This window comes from Ectobacillus polymachus, assembly GCF_048159605.1.
GTDB classification, from domain to species: domain Bacteria; phylum Bacillota; class Bacilli; order Bacillales; family Bacillaceae_G; genus Ectobacillus; species Ectobacillus polymachus.
On record NZ_JBLREB010000004.1, the window covers coordinates 150,898 to 170,816 of the forward strand.

Genomic DNA, 19,919 nt, shown 5'->3' on the forward strand with positions numbered 1-19,919 from the left:
AATAAAATGTATGCTGTATTTGCTTTCCTATTGAATATATGTAAGCAGACTTCTTAGAACATAAATTGTAGAAATTTTGATGAATTCCTAGGGGAGGACAAGTTGAAATAAAGACATGAAACAGATAAGATAGACAGAGTATCATTTTATTATTAAGAAGCATTGAGTCAGTAATAGGATTAGAAAACTGTTTCGTATGTATCGGATTTAGATAGAAAGGATCTGTTTACGTATAGGAGGGTGCAATGCAATAGAATGGAACAGCATATTATGCAATGGATTATGCACTATGGCTATTTGGGTTTAATTGTTGTATTGGCAGGAGGGGTAGTTGGATTACCCGTTCCTGATGAGCTGATTCTCACATTTGTTGGTTATAACGTATCACAAGGATATATGACATACATAGCAGCTATTGTATGCGGTTTGTTAGGAGCAATGCTAGGAATTACGTTAAGCTATTTGTTAGGATGTAAGCTTGGCTTACCTGTATTACAGAAATTCGGGTCAAAGTTCGGAATCACAGAAGCAAAAATACAACGAACACATGTATTATTTAAAAGATTTGGCCCTTTTCTCTTAATAATTGGATATTTTTTACCGGGGGTTAGGCATTTGACTGCCTATTTTGCTGGTATTTCATCTCTTAGTTATCGGCGCTTCTGTGCATATGCTTATTCTGGAGCGTTTTTATGGGTAATGGTATTCATTACACTTGGAAGAAAATTAGGAGATAATTGGCATGTCGTGATTCGAACCATCCATCATTATGGTACGATGCTAACCATTACATGCATATGTATTGGAGTACTAACGTGGTTGTATATGCAGGCGATAAAAAACGCTCGTGAAAGTTAAAGTAAAAAAAAACAAGATTGGCCTACGCCAATCTTGTTTTTTTTTACTTTATTTTGTTACAGCTGGAAGACCAGTAATTTCTGAAATTTTATCAGCTGGTTGTTCTTGTCCGTCAATCGTTACGGTAACCTTTTGTTTCGGATTAGCAGTTACTACCCATGCGTTAGGTAGATAACGAGATTTAAATTTAGTTGCAGGGACGTTAATAATATCTCCCATTGCATATAGAGTAGAAGAAGCTCCGCCATCCATAGCCATCGCATTGTAAGCGCCTCGGTCATATAATAGGTCTTGGCAGTCCTTAATGGATGCGCCTAAACTATGTGGTTGTCTTCCATCAATAACGAGAAACATAAGCGTACCATCTTTCTTTTGGGCCATAATGGTTCTTGGACCATAGCCCCAGCCGCCGTTTCCGCTTGTAATCATTTTTTGACCATTTACAATCAATTGTGGCATAAATCCTGCGGCAGATTCAACGCCTTTATCAATGAGCTGCTTTGCAGAATAATCACCCGTTATCATTTCACCGTATTTTGTTAAACCAGAAATAATGGTGCTGGTATTTTCATCTTTTGGTGTATTAATAATTTTACCATCTGTAATTACGATTCCAATTCCAACACTACCGCCGCCGACTCCTGTTTCATCAACAAAGCCGCTTGCATTTACAGCAGCGAGTGCTTTTTCGCGTTGAGCCATTACATAAATCTTCTCACCAACATCCGCACCTTGCGTTCCTTGTTGGTTAACAAGCTTCACATTAAGCGGATTGCTTATCGTCATAAGCTTACCTTCATAGAAGTGATCATCAAACTTTTGTTTTACTGTTTCAATTGTAATATTTAAAGGTTCCGTTTTCTTTTTTTCAAGTTCTTTTTGCGATAAACTAAACGTTTCATTACTGTTTATTGTCTTTGGATCGTAGATGTTTTTAACAATGGCATCTAATTCACTCTGAGGTAAGAGTAATAATTTTGCGTATTGGCGATGCTGGGATGTAAGAATAGTTTCTGCAGCAATCGTCCGTAATTGATGACCATAAGGTGTCGCAAATAATACAATGCCAGCACATATAATAATGCTAAATCCTACTGTTAAAAGAATTTTCAGAGAAAGGATTAGCTTTCGTTTCATTCATAAATCTCCCTTCATGTAACGCATAACGATACTATAGTATCATATTTAAAAGATAAGTTTACAACGTAAAAATTATGAAACATATACAAGTAATAGCAGCTTATAAAAGCAAAACCTATATGTAGCTATGGATAAACATTCGCAGTCTGTTAGAAGTAGGAATCTACACCTGAGCGGAAGTATAGCTATAAGGGAGGTATGAAAAGCCATTTAATACTTGATTGGAGTATTCATAAAAAAAGCAAAACAAATCCCATTACATAATCACTATAAAATTTTATACAATCTATTGAATATATTATAGATGGTTTTATAACTATTCAATTACAGATGTGTTAAAGTTTCATGTAGTTCTGTTACCTTCATTGTAATATTTGTATTATAGGGTAAGATTATGGAGTCCATTATAATGGAAGATTTCATTTGTATAATAAAAAGGAGAAGGGCAATTGCGCCTTCTCCTTTTTATTGAATACTCCCCTTGTTTATCTATTATTCTGCGATTTCTTCAAGATGAAAATACGTTACGTTGTAGATGTGTTCAACTTCTTCGTCTGTCATAAACGTTAATTCCTCACGTTGTAATCCTCTTTGTTTCTCAATAAACTCGATCATGTTTCTACGCTCTTCTCTTCTCATTATAAATTCCCCCATCCCACTGTTTTAATACAGTTTATTTAAGTTGATATTATTATATAACAGAAAATCCAAAAAGTGCTACACTTTTTTAAAAAAAATACAAATTTTTAAAGAAAAGGTATTTTGATGGGGGACGCCTTTTCATCGGTGGGGAAAAGCATTATTTTTTAAACAAATAGAAGATAAATTTTACGAAACAAGGTGAAGAATAATGATAGAATGAAGATTATCGAAAGTAGGGAAGGGTTGGAGCATTTTATGGTTAATAAATTGTTCTTATTGTTTGTTACAATTGGACTACCAGTATCAATTGTAGGAAACATACTTCATTGGCCAGATACGATAATGTTTGGCATATACTGCCTTACCATTATTGCATTAGCTAGCTTAATGGGGAGAGCAACAGAAAGTCTTGCTATTGTTTCAGGTCCACGTGTAGGTGGATTATTAAATGCAACATTTGGAAACGCCGTAGAATTAATTATTTCGATTTTTTCGCTGAAGGCAGGATTAACAGAAGTGGTACTTGCTTCGCTAACAGGTTCTGTCTTAGGGAACCTATTGCTCGTTGCAGGTCTATCATTTTTTATTGGAGGATTAAAATATAAGCGTCAATCATTCAATGTGTTTGATGCTCGGCACAATTCAACGCTGCTAGTTTTTGCTGTTATCGTTGCATTTGTTATTCCTGAAGTATTCTCACAAACATTGAACGATTCGAAGACGTTTTCGTTAAGTGTGGGTATTTCCATTATCTTAATAATTCTCTATCTTGCAGGTCTATTCTTTAAATTGGTTACACATCGTGGTGTGTATCAGCATCAAGAAGTAGAGGAAGTAACTGAAGAAAAACCAGAGTGGGGAAAAACAAAAGCCATGAGTGTTCTTGCACTGGCAACTATAGCTGTTGCCTATGAATCAGAATCCTTAGTACATACATTTGAATCTGTTGCGACCGCATTCGGCTGGTCGGAATTATTCATAGGGATTATCATTGTAGCAATTGTCGGTAATGCAGCCGAACATGCTTCTGCTGTTATGATGGCATATAAAAATAAAGTGAACGTTGCAGTAGAAATTGCCATTGGCTCTACGCTGCAAGTGGCAATGTTCGTAGCCCCTGTTTTGGTGCTGTTATCCATTTTATTGCAGCAGCAAATGCCGCTAGTGTTTACATTACCTGAATTGGTTGCGATGAGTACAGCTGTATTTTTAATAATCTCCATTTCAAACGATGGAGACACAAATTGGTTTGAAGGGGGAACCCTATTAGCGGCTTATATCATCATGGGAATAGGTTTTTATCTTCTATAATAAAACATGAATACAATGATCGACTCTATTTTAAAGTAGGGTCGATTTTTTTGTGATTTTTTTGGCATAACGGCGGAAAGAGAAGAAAACAATAACTATGATTCACTATATATGAAAGGAGATTTATCATGGAATGTGCAAAACGTGTCATTATGCTTTTCCTTCTTTTTTGCATCTTCTCTTACCCGTTTGAAGTGTATGGAAGTGAGAAAATTCCACCGTCAGTAGTCGATATTTCAAAGGACAATACGTATCCGAATGCAACTCAAAACGTCCCACGATTGCAGCCTAGCGAGCTTGCAAAACGGCTAGTAGAATCTTCACCGGTACCTATTGAAAACCCGGATTTAATACGGATGTTAAATGAAACCTCAATCGCTAACGCACCGCTTGCGGTTGGTTATAAAGCAAGAATTTATTTAGGACAATGGCCATTACAATATGAATCATCAGAAACTGTAGTGAATTGGGAATATCAGCAGGTTAACAAAAACTACATGGATAATCGCGGGAATGGTGCCTTTGTACAAATGGTATATCATCAAGATCAGCAGAAAGTCATACGAGGGGGCTTAACGGCAAATGTGAAAAATGCCGACGAAGTCAAAAAAATGATGATGCTAAAAGCGATGGACAAAACACATTTACCCCTTGCATTTCAAACGATAGTCGGATACGGAACGAAGCATAGTCGTGTATATAACTTGTCTCCAAATAACATTGGCTATCTGTATGCCTATGTACCGGCGGTAAGTGAAAAAGGAAAGATCACGTATGGAGAAGTTTATCTCGTGTTAAAAGGAAACCAGCACAAGCTTGACATTGAAAACGTAACCTCACAAGGCATTGGGGCATGGATTCCAATTCAAGATAGGCTTTCTTTTGGATTTTTAGCAACGCCGAAGCCAAGATGACCCCAGCGAGGTACTAAGTTATCTGAAAAAGCCGGGAGCAATCTCCTGGCTTTTTCAGAGGACATATTTTGCTTTTTTATCCCGCTTTAACGGGCAGTAAGACCCACACCTCAAGATTCAGAGAGAAGCAAGGAAGATGGGTGGGGGACAACTGCCCGTAAAAGTCCGAATTGGGTGGGCTAACCATCAGTGGGAAAAACCCCCCCACTGATGGAAGTTTCACTTTATAACACTGCTTTTTTCTCTAAAAAGTTTTCCTCTGGATAGTAACTATTTTTCACAAGTATGTTCGGACCGAGACATTTTACAGAGGAGCAGTGACAGCTGAGGGATTTAGCCACTGCTGATTGCTGCCATGCTTCATATGCTTCTTGCAACGTATTTGTTTGAATGTTTCCAAGAATAGGTATATCACCAAAATCTGTTACGATGATGTTTCCATCGAAAATGTTAATGTTGAGGCGAGAGCGGCCGTCTGGATCATTACGAACCGTAACGTTTTTACTGCCTCGCAGTTTCCTTAAAATAGCCTGATCCTTTTCATCGCTGCTACAAGCATAAAACGGCAATGTTCCAAAGAGCATCCAAACATTTTCGTTACGAATGTCAAGAAGGTGAGAAATAGCACCGCGAATTTCATCCTTCGTAAGTATTTCTAAATTGCTTGCGAAATCGCTAGGATACATAGGATGTACTTCGTGACGCATGCATCCCATTTCCTCGACAATTTGCTTATGGATATGTTCAATATGAGGAAGCGTACGTTTATTTAGCATCGTTTCCGCTGAAACAAGTACACCAGCTTTTGAAAGTGCCTTACTATTATCAATCATTCGTCTGAAAAGCTGTTCTCTTTGGGCGATACTTGGCTTTTTCTCCATCATGGCAAATCCGCCTTCTACGAAATCTTGCACTGTACCCCAGTTATGTGAAATATGTAAGACATCTAAGTAAGGAATGATTTGCTCATATTTTGAAAGCTCAATCGTTAAGTTTGAATTAATTTGTGTTCGTACGCCTCGTTCGTGTGCATATTTAAAAAGAGGCATTACATACTCCGCCACCGATTTCTTCGATAGCATCGGTTCACCACCTGTAATGCTTAGCGAGCGTAATGTAGGAATTTCATCTAAACGTTGTATAAGTAAATCCAGCGGCAAAGGATCCGGATCTTTCGACTGTAATGTGTAACCAACAGCGCAATGCTCACATCGCATATTGCAAAGCGTTGTAGTCGTAAACTCCACGTTTGTTAGCTTACATTCACCGTACTCTTCAACATCCAAATAGGCTTCCCATGGATCGTAAGAAGGAGTAATCGGTTTTTGTTGTGATACATTCATGTAAAAAACTCCTTTTTCTCGTCATTTCTACGAATACTCGTAGAAATACGATTACTTCAGTGATCATTCAATGTTAATCATAGAAGAAATTTTCCTGTTAATAAACCGTTTTGCCTAAAAATTTTCAAAGGGGTACAATTCCTGTATACTATTATTATTCAGATATAAAGGAGCGAATATTGTGGGAAACGCTGTTCACGATAAAGATTCACAATTACTCTATTTGAAAAAACGATTAAATATGTTTGTTGAAGTAATTGATACAATGGAACCAGAAGAAGTGGAAGTAGAAGATATTGATCGCTTACTTCAAATGCTAGATGAACTGGAACATAAATGCGAGCAGTTTAAAAAAGATTAAGTAAGATACAACCAGCAGAAATCATTCTGCTGGTTTGTACTTTTTATATAATCCTATTGTTATGTTATATATATAAATAAGCCAAGAAAAACTCCTTCAACTTTTTATACAAGTAGGAGTATAATCAAATTGTAAAATATTTCGTAAAATTGATAGCGTTCACATTTACATTGGGAGGGGTATAAACCTATGGAAAAACTGCAAGACAGTATATATCAGTTGATCGTAGAAACTTCAACACACTTACCAAAGGACGTTCGGCGTGCACTTCAACGTGCGAAGGAACGTGAAAACGCTGGGACACGTGCTGCAATGGCATTGGATACAATCACTAATAATATTAGTAAAGCAGATGAAAATGTTTCACCAATTTGCCAAGACACAGGCATGCCAACTTTCAAAATTAAAACACCAGTTGGTGTGAATCAACTAAAAATTAAAGAAGATATCTATAAAGCTATTGAACTTGCAACGAAAAATGGTAAGCTTCGTCCAAACTCTGTGGATTCCTTAACAGGTGAAAATTCAGGAAATAATATCGGAGCTGGAACACCGGTTATTAAATTTGAACAATGGGAAAAGGATTATATCGATATTCGTCTTATTTTAAAAGGCGGCGGCTGCGAAAACAAAAATATTCAATATAGCCTTCCTGCTGAAATTGAAGGACTTGGACGTGCTGGACGCGATCTTGATGGTATTCGTAAATGTATCATGCATGCTGTATACCAAGCACAAGGTCAAGGCTGTAGCGCTGGCGTACTTGGTGTTGGAATCGGCGGCGATCGCACAACAGGCTATGAACTTGCAAAAACACAATTATTCCGTACTTTAGATGATGAAAACCCAGTATCTGAATTGAAGGAATTAGAAGAATATATCAATGAAAATGCTAACAAGCTCGGAATTGGAACAATGGGCTTTGGCGGCGAAACAACATTGCTTGGATGTAAAATTGGTGCAATCCACCGTATCCCTGCTAGCTTCTATGTGTCTGTTGCATATAACTGCTGGGCATACCGCCGTTTAGGTATTACTGCAAATGCAGAATCAGGCGAAATTATCGATTGGTTATACCAAGAAGGCGAAAATACATTAAAACCAGTAGAAAAAGAAGTAAAAGAAGAAACACGTGAAATCATCTTGCAAGCTCCAATTACGGAAGACCAAATTCGTGACCTTCGCGTAGGAGATGTAGTTACCATTAACGGTATGATGTACACAGGACGCGATGCAATGCATAAATACTTAATGACAAATGATGCACCAGTAGACTTAAATGGACAAATCATATATCACTGCGGTCCGGTTGTATTGAAACATGGTGACAAATATGAAATAAAAGCAGCAGGTCCTACAACAAGTATTCGTGAAGAACCTTATCAAGGCGATATCATGAAGAAATTCGGCATTCGCGCTGTAATCGGTAAAGGCGGTATGGGTGCAAAAACATTAGCAGCACTTAAAGAGCATGGCGGCGTATACTTAAACGCTATCGGCGGTGCAGCACAATACTATGCAGAATGTATTAAGGAAGTAAAAGGTGTTGACCATCTAGAATTCGGAATTCCAGAAGCAATGTGGCATCTACGTGTAGAAGGCTTCAAAGCTGTAGTAACAATGGATTCTCACGGCAACAGCTTACACGCTGACGTGGACAAGTCTTCTTTAGAAAAGCTTGCTCAATTTAAAGAACCAGTATTCAAATAAGAGATTTGAAAGAATATAAAATAAAAAGAGGATATAAGAACGTATATCCTCTTTTTTTCATAACATGAATACCTCAGTAAAAAACCCTCAGAAAATTGATTCTGAGGGTTTTTCTTATAAAAGGCCTTAAGATGGCCACTGTATTATTCAGCTTCACCAACAACAGTGAAACGTTCATTAACATGCTTAGGATTTTCAATTTCATCTAGTACAGCAATTGCAAAATCAGCATAGCTAACATAGCTTTCACCTTTTGCATTTACAAGCAGATTATCTTTTCCTGCTTGATATGATCCCGTTCTCTTTCCTTCAGGGTCAAACATAGCAGATGGGCTAATGAATGTCCAAGTAATACCCGTTGATTCTTGTAATTCTTGCAAGTTGCGTGCTTGGCCTTTTGCAGTTGGTTTAAACATATCTGGGAAATTTGGTGTATCGATTACTCTCACTGTTTTATTTTCATCTACATAAAGGCTTCCAGCACCACCAACGATAACTGCTTTGGTATTAGTACCTTTTAATGCTTCGATTAAAGCGTGTCCAGCGTCAACATGGGCTTGCTCTTCACCAAGTGGAGCACCAAATGCATTAACTACTACGTCAAATGGTTTAGTATCATTAGAAGTTAAATCAAATATATTTTTTTCAATTACTGGGACGTTTTTGTTCGTATGTTTTGATGCATCTCTCACGATAGCCGTTACTTGATGGCCACGATCAACAGCTTCCTTTAAAATACGACTACCTGCTTTTCCGTTTGCTCCAATAACTGCAATTTTCATTTGTTATCATCCTCCGATAGTATATTTGTAACAATAATAGTTACATTTCGGTGGTGAAAAATCTCTTTCTCGTTATTGAAAGAGATCTTGTAATATGTCTTTTAGTGTTTGGCTGGCTAATTCCTTTTCCATCGCCTTTTGTGCATCGCAAAATTTTTTCTCAAGTGTAGCTTGTATGTTACGACCAACCACACAATTCGGATTTGGATTTTCGTGCATGGAAAAGGTTGAGTGTTCTTCACTTTGAATCGCTCGGTAAACATCTAACATTGTAATTTCAGAAGGTTCCTTTGTTATCGTTACGCCTGGTATTCCTGCTTGGGATGTTAAAAGTCCAGCTTTTTTAAGCATACTACTTATGCGACGAATAACGACTGGATTCGTATTTACACTTTTTGCGATGTAATCAGAAGTTGCATTAGGCTGTATAGATGCTAACGCCAAAATATGAATTGCAACAGCAAATCGACTATTTTTCATATCATCACCACCATCGTGTAACTATTATAGTTACAATTAATGATTGTTGTCAAATGTGAATGCTATTATTTTTAAAAAATTGGAAATTTGTTATCTGCATGAAATCATTTGTCCACACAAAAAATACGAGTAAAACGTCGAAAGGAGTACAACACGATGAAACGAATATGGATTTCCTTCGGCCTCGTCCTCACATTTCTTACCGTTAATATCCCTAGCACATTTGCCTATGATAATACGGCAAACCATTGGGGTGTTGCACGAAACAAAAACGAACTTCCTCCAGATGCCGGAAAAAAATTCACAAGTCTAATTGAGAAATATGATGGATTCTTTCTTGGAGATACAAACAAAAAAGATATCTATCTCACGTTTGACAACGGCTATGAAAATGGCTACACAGAAAAAATTCTAGATGTACTAAAGGAAAAGAGAGTACCAGCCACCTTCTTTATTACAGGACAATACATTAAAGATCAGCCAGAGCTTGTCAAACGTATGGTACAAGATGGACATATCATCGGCAATCACTCCTGGCACCATCCTGATTTAACGACAATCAGCGATGAAAAGCTGCGCAATGAACTGCAGCGAATCGAAACAGAAGTAAAGCAGCTTACCGGACAAAAAGAAATGAAGTATTTAAGACCACCCCGAGGTATTTTTAGTGAACGAACCCTCGCTGTTACAAAGGAAATGGGCTATTACAATGTCTTCTGGTCTCTCGCCTTTCAAGATTGGAAGGTCGATCAGCAACGCGGCTGGCAATACGCATATGACTCCGTGACAAAACAGATTCACCCCGGAGCCGTCTTATTGCTGCATTCCATTTCAAGCGATAACGCAGGAGCACTTAGCAAAATAATCGACGAATTACGTAACCGCGGCTACCAATTTAAAAGCCTGGATGATTTAGTTGCAGAGAAATTCAAAAAATAAGAAACAAGCGTTAAGCAAACCCGTGCTTGACGCTTGTTTTTATGGGAAGAATTTACTTTATTATCGAAATCGCAGGCTTTATTATCGAAAATAAAAATTTATTATCGAAATTACAACCTTTATTATCGAAACGAGAATTATTCAAATCCATCCCGTTTTTAAAACCTTCCAATCAGTTCATGTTATAATGGGCTCAACATGAAAAAAAGGGTGATCATGATGTGGAGCACCGTCGTTACGCTTGAAAATCCGTATAATTTTGAACAAGTATTACAGAGATTATCATTGGATCCGTTAAACATCATCGATTTAAACGAACAACTCGTGAAAGTTCCAATAAGCTTGAACAATGAACAAGATGTTATTACGGTAAAAGCAATCGGTACATTTGAAAGACCAGTATTTCAACTGTCTGGTACAAAGAATAAAGCGGAGGCAGAAGAGCGTATTCGTGAGATCTTCGGTTGGAATGTGCAAATGGAAGAGATGCTAGCTCATTTTCGTGCTACTTCCTTGAGCACCTTAAGTGAACGTTATGCTTACACGCCAATTGTGTTAGATTTCGATCCATTTGCAAGCCTTGCACGGTGTATCATCCATCAACAGCTCAATTTAAAATTCGCTTTCACGTTAACGCAGCGATTTTATACTACATTTGGAACGAATATAGATGGTGTTTGGTTTCCGCCGTCGCCACATCGTGTTGCAAGTATTCAAATTGAAGAGCTTCGTGAACTTCAATTTAGTCAGCGTAAAGCAGAATATGTAATCGGATTAGCCAAACAAATTGTGAATGGTAACGTAAACATAGCTGAAATGCGTCATCTCTCTAATGAAGAGATTGAGAAGAAGCTGTTGCCACTACGCGGAGTTGGACCGTGGACGGTTCAAAACTTCTTGCTATTTGGATTAGGACGAACAAATATGTTTCCAAAGGCAGATATTGGTCTGCAGCGTGCCATCCAGCAGCTATTTAAACTAGAAAATAAACCAACTGATGAATTTATGGAACAGCTAAAGAGCGAATGGGAGCCGTACGGCAGTTATGCATCCCTATATCTTTGGCGTAGCATAGAGTAGGAGTAAAAACATGAACGAAAAGCAGAATGTAAGCCAATTACAATTAGGACAAACTTTCCCCGTCACCATTAAACGAATCGGGATTAACGGAGAAGGAGTTGGCTATTTCAAACGCCAAGTCGTCTTCATACCGGGAGCACTACCTGGGGAAGAAGTAGTAGCAGAAGTAACAACCGTTAAACGAGGATATGCCGAAGCGAAACTTAAGAAAATTCGCAAACGATCCTCCCAGCGTGTCACACCGCCATGTCCGGTATACGACCAATGCGGCGGCTGTCAGCTTCAGCATCTCTCCTATGAGGGACAATTAGAGCAAAAACGAGACATCGTCGTCCAAGCCTTTGAAAAATACACAAAAATCCCAACGAATATCATTCGTCCAACCATCGGGATGGAAGATCCTTGGCATTACCGTAACAAAAGTCAGCTTCAAGTCGGTAAGGAAGAACAAACGATCATCGCTGGTTTATATGCGCTAAACTCCCATCGTCTTGTAGACATTTCAGACTGTCACATCCAGCATACAAGTACAAATGAAGTAACGAAAAAAGTGAAGCGAATCCTAGAGCGACTAAATATTCCAATATACAACGAACGAAAGAAAACAGGAATCATACGTACAATCGTTACACGTGTTGCTATGCAAACCGGAGAGCTTCAGCTTGTACTCATTACGACTAAGCAAGACTTTCCGCGCAAAGATCAGCTTGTAAAACAAATACAAACGGCATTGCCGCACGTAAAATCAATCATGCAAAATGTAAACGGTGAAAAAACATCCCTTATTTTTGGTGATGAAACATTCCGCCTATCAGGGAAAGAAGTTATTCAAGAAACACTTGGCGATCTTTCCTTTGAACTATCTGCAAGAGCATTCTTTCAATTAAATCCTGTTCAAACGGTAAAGCTTTATGACGAAGTAAAAAAAGCTGCGCAGTTAACCGGCAACGAAAAAATCGTAGATGCATACTGTGGCGTTGGCACAATCGGATTATGGCTTGCCCCGCAAGCAGCGGAAATTCGTGGTATGGACGTCATTCCTGAATCGATTGAAGATGCAAAGAAGAATGCCGAGAAGCACGGATTTACCCATACTAAATATGTAACAGGGAAAGCCGAATACTGGCTACCTAAATGGGTGAAGGAGGGCTGGCAACCAGATGTTGTTGTCGTTGACCCACCGCGTACCGGTTGTGATGAGAAGCTGTTAGATACAATTTTAGAGGTTAAGCCGAAGAAGATGGTGTATGTGTCTTGTAATCCGTCGACGCTGGCAAGAGATGTAAAGCAGTTGTCGAAGATGTATAACGTGGAGTATGTACAGCCGGTAGATATGTTTCCGCAGACGAGTCATGTGGAGTGTTGTGCGTTGTTGGAATTGCGCTGCGCGACTTCATTGTAAATGGGAATTTTTGGGGTTCGCAGGAATACGGGTTGGGGAGATTTATCGTAGCACGACTTTATTTTGTCGGAATATAGTTAAAATAAAATATAAAATAAATAAAAAATCTGTAAATAATCAAATTGAAATCGGTTTTTTGTAAACATGTAATATGCTTAAAAGGTTAAGTAAATGATAGTAAAAGAAACACCTTGGTAGAAATTATCAAGGTGTTTTTGTGTGTAAAAACAGTACGTAGAGGTAAAACAGGGTTCAACAATATTTCGTTTATAAATCTCTCATCAAGAAGGTGGTGGTTCCGGATGTAAATATAGAGTGTGCAGTATCGGGAAAAGCGTAATGAGCTTCTTTTGTGAACACAAAGATAAATTTTCGTCGCACCTATTTTTTCGAAATCCATGCTTTTTCAGTGTCCTCAAGATAGGAGCACGAAACACGCCTTTTGTATTTTTATTTCTTTACAAAATAATCTTGAATAGACGCAAAAATCAATTCGTGTCCTTTATCATTCGGATGGATACCATCGGTTAACGTGTTACTTATTTTCAGATTGGCCGCCTTCCGTTTTTGCTCGAATGCACTCCAATAATCAATATAGTTCCATCCATTTGACTGAATATAGCTTCCGATTGCTGACACATATTCACTGTAAGTCAAGCCATTTCTTTTCTTGGTATCCAAGGCTGTTTCTTCATTAGACGGCATGAATACAATCCGTACATCCGGATTCATTTGTTTAAAAGCACTGACGAGACTTTGGATTGTTTGCTCAGATTTCGTAACTTCAACTGAAGCAGCATAATCATCAATCGAACTAAGTTCAAAAATTATAACATCTGGTTTAAAAGAAATGACCTCTTGCAGTTCTCCCTTATCCTTCACATCACTCGTTTTATATCCATTCTTTGCTACATTCTTCACTTGTACATCAGGATTGGTTTGACGGAACGCTTGTTCAAGCTTTCCTGCCCATGACTGTTCATAAGAGCTTGATCCTGTTCCAGCTGCCCCGCCGCTTCCTATGAAAGCAACTTTCGGATTTACTTTCCCTAACCACGTTTTGGCAGCTAAACTTTCCTTATCTTTTTGCGCCTGGTCATCTTGTTTTTGCACTTGGTCAACTGGGTTCGATTTTTCAGACTGCAAGGTTGTTGCATGTATTTTATTATCCCAATATTGTTTACCAAAGATAATGACTACAATGCAAACGACGAGTACTGTTATGGAAAAAATAGAATTTTTAGTCATATTAACCTCCGTTATATTATATAGTATTAATATTACCATATAATAATACGGACCATTACATTAAAACCAGTTCTCCCAATGAAAAAAGAGCATTCCATTCTTCCTGGATAACCACTTATCTATTACATTTTCAATAACTTCGATAGTGTGAGTTCTTCCTTTGGCAAATATTCTTAGGGATTTCGTAATCACTGCCTCCATCACCAAGCAATGGCGCATTTGCCGGCCGGAATCACCACGCGGAATACTTACAAGCTGATTCCCTCCTCCTAGAAGAATACGAGCTACTTCAGATCCATCATCTGTCTGAAATATCTGAGGTAAACCCTTTTTCAATTTATTGAAGGATAATATAACCAATAACGTATTCATAATAAATTAAATAATTGAACACCTCAAGAAGTGGAAGATTAAAATTTTTTAAGGGGAATTTTAAGAAAGTTTTAAAAAAAAGATATTATATTAAAGAGAAGTAATTCTTAACAAGGTAAATAGTATTTACTACCGAAGGATATAATGTGAGAAATTAATTTGATGAGGCAAGAAACGTTTAGATAAATATGATTTAACTATTTATACAAAGATGTTCATCTAATTTATATATATGGATTAAAAATTATTTAAAAGGAGGTGAGTGTATGCAAATTTCTGGAGTAGGACATAACGCAATGCAATATTATCAAACTATTAGAGCAACACAACAAAGTCAGGCTCAAGTTCAGCAAGTTGATAATAAAGTGAATCAATCAACGCAACAACTGACAAATTTATCAGACCCAGATCATGATGGGGATATTGATGGAAAAGGAAGAGATATTGACGTTCGTATTTAATGTTAATGAATGATAGTCTAAGCAGAATTGCTTAGGCTTTTTTATTTTATGGAATTCAGTCCGTTGAGCCTGGAAAGGCGAAACATAAAACCATATGCTATGCGGGTGGGGAATCAGTTGTTACACAAAAAAACTCACTTTCAGTTTTATGATAGAGATTGTTCAAGTCTCTAAAATAAGAAAGGAAAGTGAGTATCTTTGCGCCTTTGTTCAAACCATCCTTTGGAAGGGTGGTTATGATTTCAAATCGCTCAGTAAGGTTTTGTATATCTATTATTCGCAAGCAATTCCGTCACCATCTCTATCAAGTTTACTTGAATAGCCTGGATCTCCTTTGTGTAAAGGAGCTTTTCCAGCCTTTCGTACTGCAGTACAATTTGCATAAAAAACATTATCTTGGCTTTGTTGTGGCTGAGAAGCTGGTTGTGAGGAATGGCTAGAATTAGATTCAAAGTCACTATCCTCACATGCAATTCCATCCCCATCACGATCAAGCTTTGGAGCGTAACCAGGTTCACCTTTTTTAATATTGGTTGCACCCGCTTTTCTTGCCTCGGTACAATTAGCATAAAAAACGTTATCGTTCTGTGCAGTTTTTTGTTCTGGTTGTGAGGATGGGGCAGGGATTGGAGCGGGAGCTGGTTGTTCTTTTGGCTTCACAGCATCCATATTAAATCCAGAATCTGTTACATAATTTTCAATACTCCATATTCCGGATTTACCATTTTTGGAATGATCTTGAATGGTTTTGAGTTGGTTTTCGTATTTTGTGTTTGGTGGATAAACGGCAACACGAGCAAATCCTTTATCCAATAAAGTCCCATTAAATAGTTCATTTCCAATCCAAACATATGCAAGTAAGCGACCATATTGATCACGTTCTTGTGAATCAAATTCAAGTCCAACTTGCTTACCCAATAGTTGTTGTGTTGTAAAATCACTTGCCTCTGGTCCCCAAGGTTCTACAGGTGTACTTGGATTCTTGGTTTCAGGTGTATCTACTAATGTAAATCGGACTTTTTCTTCCTTATCATCTATTTTTACTGTAATGGTGTCACCATCAACTACACCGATTACATCCGCATTTTTAACAGATGGTTTCGTGATAGATATACCGTCAATCTCATATGTAGCAGGTTTTTCTGTCTTAGCTTCTTGTGTAGGTTGTTGCTGCTTGGTTTCTTTTTGCAGTGCAGAAGCTTCTTGGTTACAACCAACCAAACTAATAATTAAAATAGATAATGCCCCTAGAATTAACCAATGTTTCATTGTTTTTCTTTTCCTCCTATATTACTTTATATAAAATTTACAATGTTAAGTATAGCAAAAACAGATTAATATTTAACTATAAATGTAATATTTTGTTTGGGTTTGGTATAAGGGAAAATTGTATTGATCATACATCCATTCTATTGACCGAATCGGTTTACGGATATATAATTAAATAAACCGATTCGGTCTACAATATCGTATGAAAGGTAGGTGATAGTTTGGAAAAGTTTTTGAGTCTACCTAACGAAAAACAAACTGATATTATTAACGCAGCTCTGAAGGTTTTTGGTACCAATGGTTATAAAAAAGCCTCCATTAGAGATATTGCCAATACAGCAGGAATATCCAAGTCAATGATATTCCATTATTTTGGTACGAAGAAAGATATGTATCTGTTTTTGGCGCAATTCAGTGGTAATACCCTAATAAATGAAATGAACACGCATTTTAACGAAGGCGAAACGGACTTTTTTGAACGTATTAGATTGGCTACAGAGATAAAGGTTTCGGTGATGCGTCAGCACCCAACCATTTTGTCCTTTCTAAAAAGTATTTTTTTAGAAACGGATGAGGAAGTTGTACAGGAAATTAAATCGATGATGGTACAAAGAGAGGCCTTTCGTTCGCGTATTGCCCTTAATGGAATAGATACATCCAAGTTTAAAGAAGGTATCGACCCAACCTTAGTATTGAAAATGCTTACATGGTTTGCCGAAGGATATGTCAATCAGATTGGAGCGAATGCCCAAATAGATATTGATGATATCAACAGAGAATTTAATCAATGCTTACAAATGCTGAAACAAAATTTCTATAAGGAGGAGTTTCTATGATTGATGTAAAAAAGCTTACATTGAAATATCCAAGTGGAAAAGGCGTGTTTGAATTAGATTTCTCTGTAAAAAAGGGCGAGGTTATGGGTTATTTAGGTCCTAACGGAGCTGGAAAAACTACAACCATTCGTGCATTACTCGGCTTTATGCAGCCAAATAGCGGTTCATGTTCGATAGGAGGACTTGATTGCACAAAACGTGCGTCGGAAATTCAAAAAACTCTCGGCTATATTCCCGGTGAAATAGCATTTCTCGATGATATGAGGGGATATGAATTCCTTAAATTTATGAATGACATGCGAGGCATGAAGGATACATCAAGGCAAAAGCAGCTTATCGAGATGTTTGAGCTTGATCCAAAAGGAAAAATCAAAAAGTTTTCAAAAGGTATGAAGCAAAAGTTAGGTATTGTCACTGCGTTTATGCATAATCCCGATGTGCTTATTTTAGATGAGCCAACAAGTGGTCTCGACCCTCTAATGCAAAATCGATTTGTTGAACTTGTATTAAGTGAAAAAGCAAAAGGCAAAACGATTTTGATGTCGAGCCACATTTTTGAAGAAGTCGAAAAAACTTGTGATAATGTATTGATCATCAAGGATGGCAGAATTGTTACGCAGTCCAATGTGCAGACTCTTAAAGATTCGCAACGCAAAGGCTTTATTATCAAGCTTGCCGATGTTGCTTCCGCAACGCAGCTGCTTAAGTCTGCAGGCTTTGAGGTATATCCTATAGCTAGTGATACTGTTGAGGTATTCGTAACAGGTGAAAATATCGATCGATTCATTAAAACAGCAGCACAGTTTACTGTTCTTAATTTTGATGTGAAAACCCAGTCTCTTGAAGATATTTTCATGCACTTTTACGATAGGGGGGACAAATAGTTATGAGCTTTCCATTACTAAAAACAGTATTTAAAAAGAACTGGACATTATTCCTTATTTTCTTCGGTGTGCTTACCATGTATATCACTGTAATGATTACAATGTATAATCCCAATGACATGGAGGCAATGACATCCATGCTGAAGTTATTTCCGGAAAACATGATGAAAGCAATGGGCATTTCAAAAATGGTTACAGACCTTACAAGTTATCTTGCAAGCTGGCTTTATGGATTGTTGATGCTTGGCTTCCCTATGGTTTACTCTATTATTCTTGGAAACAGACTTGTGGCAAAGATGGTGGATAATAGCTCCTTTGTATATCTTTTGTCAACCCCTAATTCAAGAGTTAAAATCATTATTACACAAGGAGTCTATGCGCTCGCTTCTGTTGCTGTGCTTTTTGCTGCTTTGTTTGGCGTAGGTATTCTAATATGTTCAGTAATGTTTCCAGGTTCTTTAGATATTGGTGCATTTTTCAACCTCAACCTTACCACGATGCTTGTCAATATGGTGGTAATGATGATTAGCTTCTTCTTCTCTTGCTTGTTTAATGAAGCAAAGATGTCGCTTGGTTTTGGCTCAGGTATTCCAATCGTATTTCTTCTTATGAATATGCTGGGTGGTGTTTCAACGAATTTAGAGAATTTGAAAAAGCTATCTATTTACGGTTATTACGATCCGGTAGAAGTGGTTCATGGTAGTGACATTTTGGGAGTCAATCTTGTCTATATAGGTATAATTGTTATTCTTTTTGTTGCTAGTGTGTTGATTTTCAAAAAGAAAAGATTACCATTGTAATTTTTAGGGTAGTAAGGACCCCACTAAGACTTAAGAGAAATCGGAGAAGTCTTAGTGGGGTCTTTCTGCCTGTAAAGGCAAAGGTTGGATGGGCTTCCCCAAAAGTAGGGAAAGTTCCGTATTATAGCCCATTAATAAATTACTTCAAATTCCTTAACATATACTGAATTTCCAGAAATCTCAATAACATAATTGTTTTCATTTTTTAAGACATGCACCATAACTCGACCATCTTTATTGATTTCATGACCTTGCTCTACTACAAGATTTAGAGATTTTTCTAAATGGTTGTTTATGTATTTGGCATAATAAGCTCCCATTACACCTGAAGCTGTTCCTGTAACTGGGTCTTCTATTGTACCAGAATAAGGTGACGAGAAGTGCCGAGCATGCATATGAGCGTTATTGTTATATGTTTCTAAACAAAAAGGGTGAACAGATGCTTTTGGCATTTCTTTTAAGATGTTGGGGAATAACTTATTATTGGGTTTCATACTTTTGAAAGTATCGAGTTTATGTATTGGAATCAATAGTGTCCATATACCTGTGTTGCCATATAAAATCGGTAATTCATCATCAATATCCTCACTGACTAACCCGATTGAATTCGCTAAATCTTCCTTTGAACCTTTAAATTCTACAAACTTTGGTGAAGCCTGTTTCATCGTTACGTAGGTTTCATTATCTGTAGCTGAATGAATTTTTATTGGTAAAACTCCTGCTTTCGTTTCAATCTTAAAATCCTTTTTATCATCCAATAATCCTTTTGTTGTTAGAGCATAAATAGTTGCAATTGCTGCGTGACCACACAAATTTACTTCGTGGCCAGGGGTAAAGAAACGGATTCTAAGATCGGCTACGTCTGATTTAACTGGAAAAGCGGTCTCGTTATAACCTACTTTCAAAGCTATTTCTTACATTTCTGTATCTGTTAGGTCATCTCCGTTTAAAACTACCCCTGCAGGATTTCCTTTATTGGGTTCTTTACTAAAGGCATCATAATGGTAGACCTGTACTGACTTCATCTTTATTTCCCCCATCAATCTATTTGTGAAATATTACAAATTAATAGTTTTTATAATTTTAC

At 37.4% G+C, this 19,919-nt stretch carries 19 protein-coding genes and 1 pseudogene; 12 read left to right on the top strand and 8 right to left on the bottom strand.

The window, feature by feature from the left end:
• Nucleotides 1-255: 255 nt before the first annotated feature.
• Nucleotides 256-858, top strand: a complete 603-nt coding sequence (locus ACM5BR_RS15830; RefSeq protein WP_416828974.1) for a DedA family protein — start codon at nucleotides 256-258, stop codon at nucleotides 856-858.
• Nucleotides 859-906: 48 nt separating this feature from the next.
• Here the strand turns inward: ACM5BR_RS15830 and ACM5BR_RS15835 are convergent, their stop codons facing one another.
• Both ACM5BR_RS15835 and ACM5BR_RS15840 read right to left on the bottom strand, forming a co-directional pair.
• Nucleotides 907-1,995 carry a phosphodiester glycosidase family protein gene (locus tag ACM5BR_RS15835; protein ID WP_416828975.1) on the bottom strand — a complete coding sequence of 363 codons (1,089 nt, stop codon included), beginning with the start codon at nucleotides 1,993-1,995 and terminating at the stop codon, nucleotides 907-909.
• Between the two features lie 495 nt (nucleotides 1,996-2,490).
• Nucleotides 2,491-2,637 (bottom strand): BH0509 family protein, encoded by a 147-nt coding sequence (locus ACM5BR_RS15840; protein ID WP_416828977.1) that lies wholly within the window; start codon nucleotides 2,635-2,637, stop codon nucleotides 2,491-2,493.
• A 258-nt stretch (nucleotides 2,638-2,895) separates the two neighbouring features.
• On the opposite strand from ACM5BR_RS15840, the gene cax reads away from it, so the two are divergent.
• Together cax and ACM5BR_RS15850 are read left to right on the top strand one after the other, a co-directional pair.
• Nucleotides 2,896-3,951, top strand: a complete 1,056-nt coding sequence (cax, locus tag ACM5BR_RS15845) for a calcium/proton exchanger (protein WP_416829063.1) — start codon at nucleotides 2,896-2,898, stop codon at nucleotides 3,949-3,951.
• 128 nt (nucleotides 3,952-4,079) lie between these two features.
• The gene (locus ACM5BR_RS15850) at nucleotides 4,080-4,865 is read left to right on the top strand and encodes a YfkD family protein (protein ID WP_416828979.1); all 786 of its coding nucleotides are present in this window, start codon (nucleotides 4,080-4,082) and stop codon (nucleotides 4,863-4,865) included.
• A gap of 224 nt (nucleotides 4,866-5,089) precedes the next feature.
• Here the strand turns inward: ACM5BR_RS15850 and yfkAB are convergent, their stop codons facing one another.
• Nucleotides 5,090-6,208, bottom strand: coding sequence for a radical SAM/CxCxxxxC motif protein YfkAB (gene yfkAB / locus ACM5BR_RS15855; RefSeq protein ID WP_416828980.1), 1,119 nt, complete (start codon nucleotides 6,206-6,208; stop codon nucleotides 5,090-5,092).
• A gap of 181 nt (nucleotides 6,209-6,389) precedes the next feature.
• Between yfkAB and ACM5BR_RS15860 the strand changes: the two genes are divergently transcribed.
• Together ACM5BR_RS15860 and ACM5BR_RS15865 are read left to right on the top strand one after the other, a co-directional pair.
• Nucleotides 6,390-6,569, top strand: coding sequence for an SE1561 family protein (locus ACM5BR_RS15860; RefSeq protein WP_416828981.1), 180 nt, complete (start codon nucleotides 6,390-6,392; stop codon nucleotides 6,567-6,569).
• A 189-nt stretch (nucleotides 6,570-6,758) separates the two neighbouring features.
• A complete protein-coding gene (locus tag ACM5BR_RS15865; RefSeq protein ID WP_416828982.1) occupies nucleotides 6,759-8,279 on the top strand; it encodes a fumarate hydratase in 1,521 nt (506 codons plus the stop codon).
• Nucleotides 8,280-8,422: 143 nt separating this feature from the next.
• On the opposite strand, the gene ACM5BR_RS15870 is transcribed toward ACM5BR_RS15865, so the two are convergent.
• Together ACM5BR_RS15870 and ACM5BR_RS15875 are read right to left on the bottom strand one after the other, a co-directional pair.
• The gene (locus ACM5BR_RS15870; protein ID WP_416828984.1) at nucleotides 8,423-9,061 is read right to left on the bottom strand and encodes an NAD(P)-dependent oxidoreductase; all 639 of its coding nucleotides are present in this window, start codon (nucleotides 9,059-9,061) and stop codon (nucleotides 8,423-8,425) included.
• A 72-nt stretch (nucleotides 9,062-9,133) separates the two neighbouring features.
• Entirely contained in the window at nucleotides 9,134-9,541 is a 408-nt protein-coding gene (locus tag ACM5BR_RS15875) for an Rrf2 family transcriptional regulator (RefSeq protein ID WP_416828985.1), read from the bottom strand.
• A 156-nt stretch (nucleotides 9,542-9,697) separates the two neighbouring features.
• On the opposite strand from ACM5BR_RS15875, the gene pdaA reads away from it, so the two are divergent.
• From pdaA to rlmD, 3 genes are all read left to right on the top strand, one after another.
• A complete protein-coding gene (gene pdaA / locus ACM5BR_RS15880; protein ID WP_416828986.1) occupies nucleotides 9,698-10,480 on the top strand; it encodes a delta-lactam-biosynthetic de-N-acetylase in 783 nt (260 codons plus the stop codon).
• A 219-nt stretch (nucleotides 10,481-10,699) separates the two neighbouring features.
• Complete coding sequence (locus tag ACM5BR_RS15885) at nucleotides 10,700-11,560, top strand: DNA-3-methyladenine glycosylase family protein (protein WP_416829064.1); 861 nt, start codon at nucleotides 10,700-10,702, stop codon at nucleotides 11,558-11,560.
• Nucleotides 11,561-11,570: 10 nt separating this feature from the next.
• Nucleotides 11,571-12,962, top strand: a complete 1,392-nt coding sequence (gene rlmD, locus ACM5BR_RS15890; protein ID WP_416828988.1) for a 23S rRNA (uracil(1939)-C(5))-methyltransferase RlmD — start codon at nucleotides 11,571-11,573, stop codon at nucleotides 12,960-12,962.
• Between the two features lie 450 nt (nucleotides 12,963-13,412).
• On the opposite strand, the gene ACM5BR_RS15895 is transcribed toward rlmD, so the two are convergent.
• On the bottom strand, nucleotides 13,413-14,210 hold the full coding sequence (locus ACM5BR_RS15895) for an SGNH/GDSL hydrolase family protein (RefSeq protein ID WP_416828989.1): 798 nt from the start codon (nucleotides 14,208-14,210) through the stop codon (nucleotides 13,413-13,415).
• 638 nt (nucleotides 14,211-14,848) lie between these two features.
• Here ACM5BR_RS15895 and ACM5BR_RS15900 point away from each other — a divergent pair.
• The gene (locus ACM5BR_RS15900) at nucleotides 14,849-15,043 is read left to right on the top strand and encodes a hypothetical protein (protein ID WP_416828991.1); all 195 of its coding nucleotides are present in this window, start codon (nucleotides 14,849-14,851) and stop codon (nucleotides 15,041-15,043) included.
• A 273-nt stretch (nucleotides 15,044-15,316) separates the two neighbouring features.
• On the opposite strand, the gene ACM5BR_RS15905 is transcribed toward ACM5BR_RS15900, so the two are convergent.
• On the bottom strand, nucleotides 15,317-16,312 hold the full coding sequence (locus tag ACM5BR_RS15905) for an excalibur calcium-binding domain-containing protein (protein WP_416828992.1): 996 nt from the start codon (nucleotides 16,310-16,312) through the stop codon (nucleotides 15,317-15,319).
• 221 nt (nucleotides 16,313-16,533) lie between these two features.
• Here ACM5BR_RS15905 and ACM5BR_RS15910 point away from each other — a divergent pair, with 221 nt between their 5' ends.
• Genes ACM5BR_RS15910 through ACM5BR_RS15920 form a run of 3 tightly spaced genes read left to right on the top strand, consistent with a single transcriptional unit; the run spans nucleotide 16,534 to nucleotide 18,832 of the window.
• Entirely contained in the window at nucleotides 16,534-17,148 is a 615-nt protein-coding gene (locus ACM5BR_RS15910) for a TetR/AcrR family transcriptional regulator (RefSeq protein ID WP_416828994.1), read from the top strand.
• Entirely contained in the window at nucleotides 17,145-18,032 is an 888-nt protein-coding gene (locus ACM5BR_RS15915; protein WP_416828995.1) for an ABC transporter ATP-binding protein, read from the top strand. Before ACM5BR_RS15910 ends, ACM5BR_RS15915 begins: the two co-directional genes overlap by 4 nt.
• 2 nt (nucleotides 18,033-18,034) lie before the next feature.
• A complete protein-coding gene (locus tag ACM5BR_RS15920; protein ID WP_416828997.1) occupies nucleotides 18,035-18,832 on the top strand; it encodes an ABC transporter permease subunit in 798 nt (265 codons plus the stop codon).
• 131 nt (nucleotides 18,833-18,963) lie between these two features.
• Here the strand turns inward: ACM5BR_RS15920 and ACM5BR_RS15925 are convergent.
• Nucleotides 18,964-19,857: pseudogene (locus ACM5BR_RS15925) on the bottom strand (PhzF family phenazine biosynthesis isomerase).
• Nucleotides 19,858-19,919: the final 62 nt, after the last annotated feature.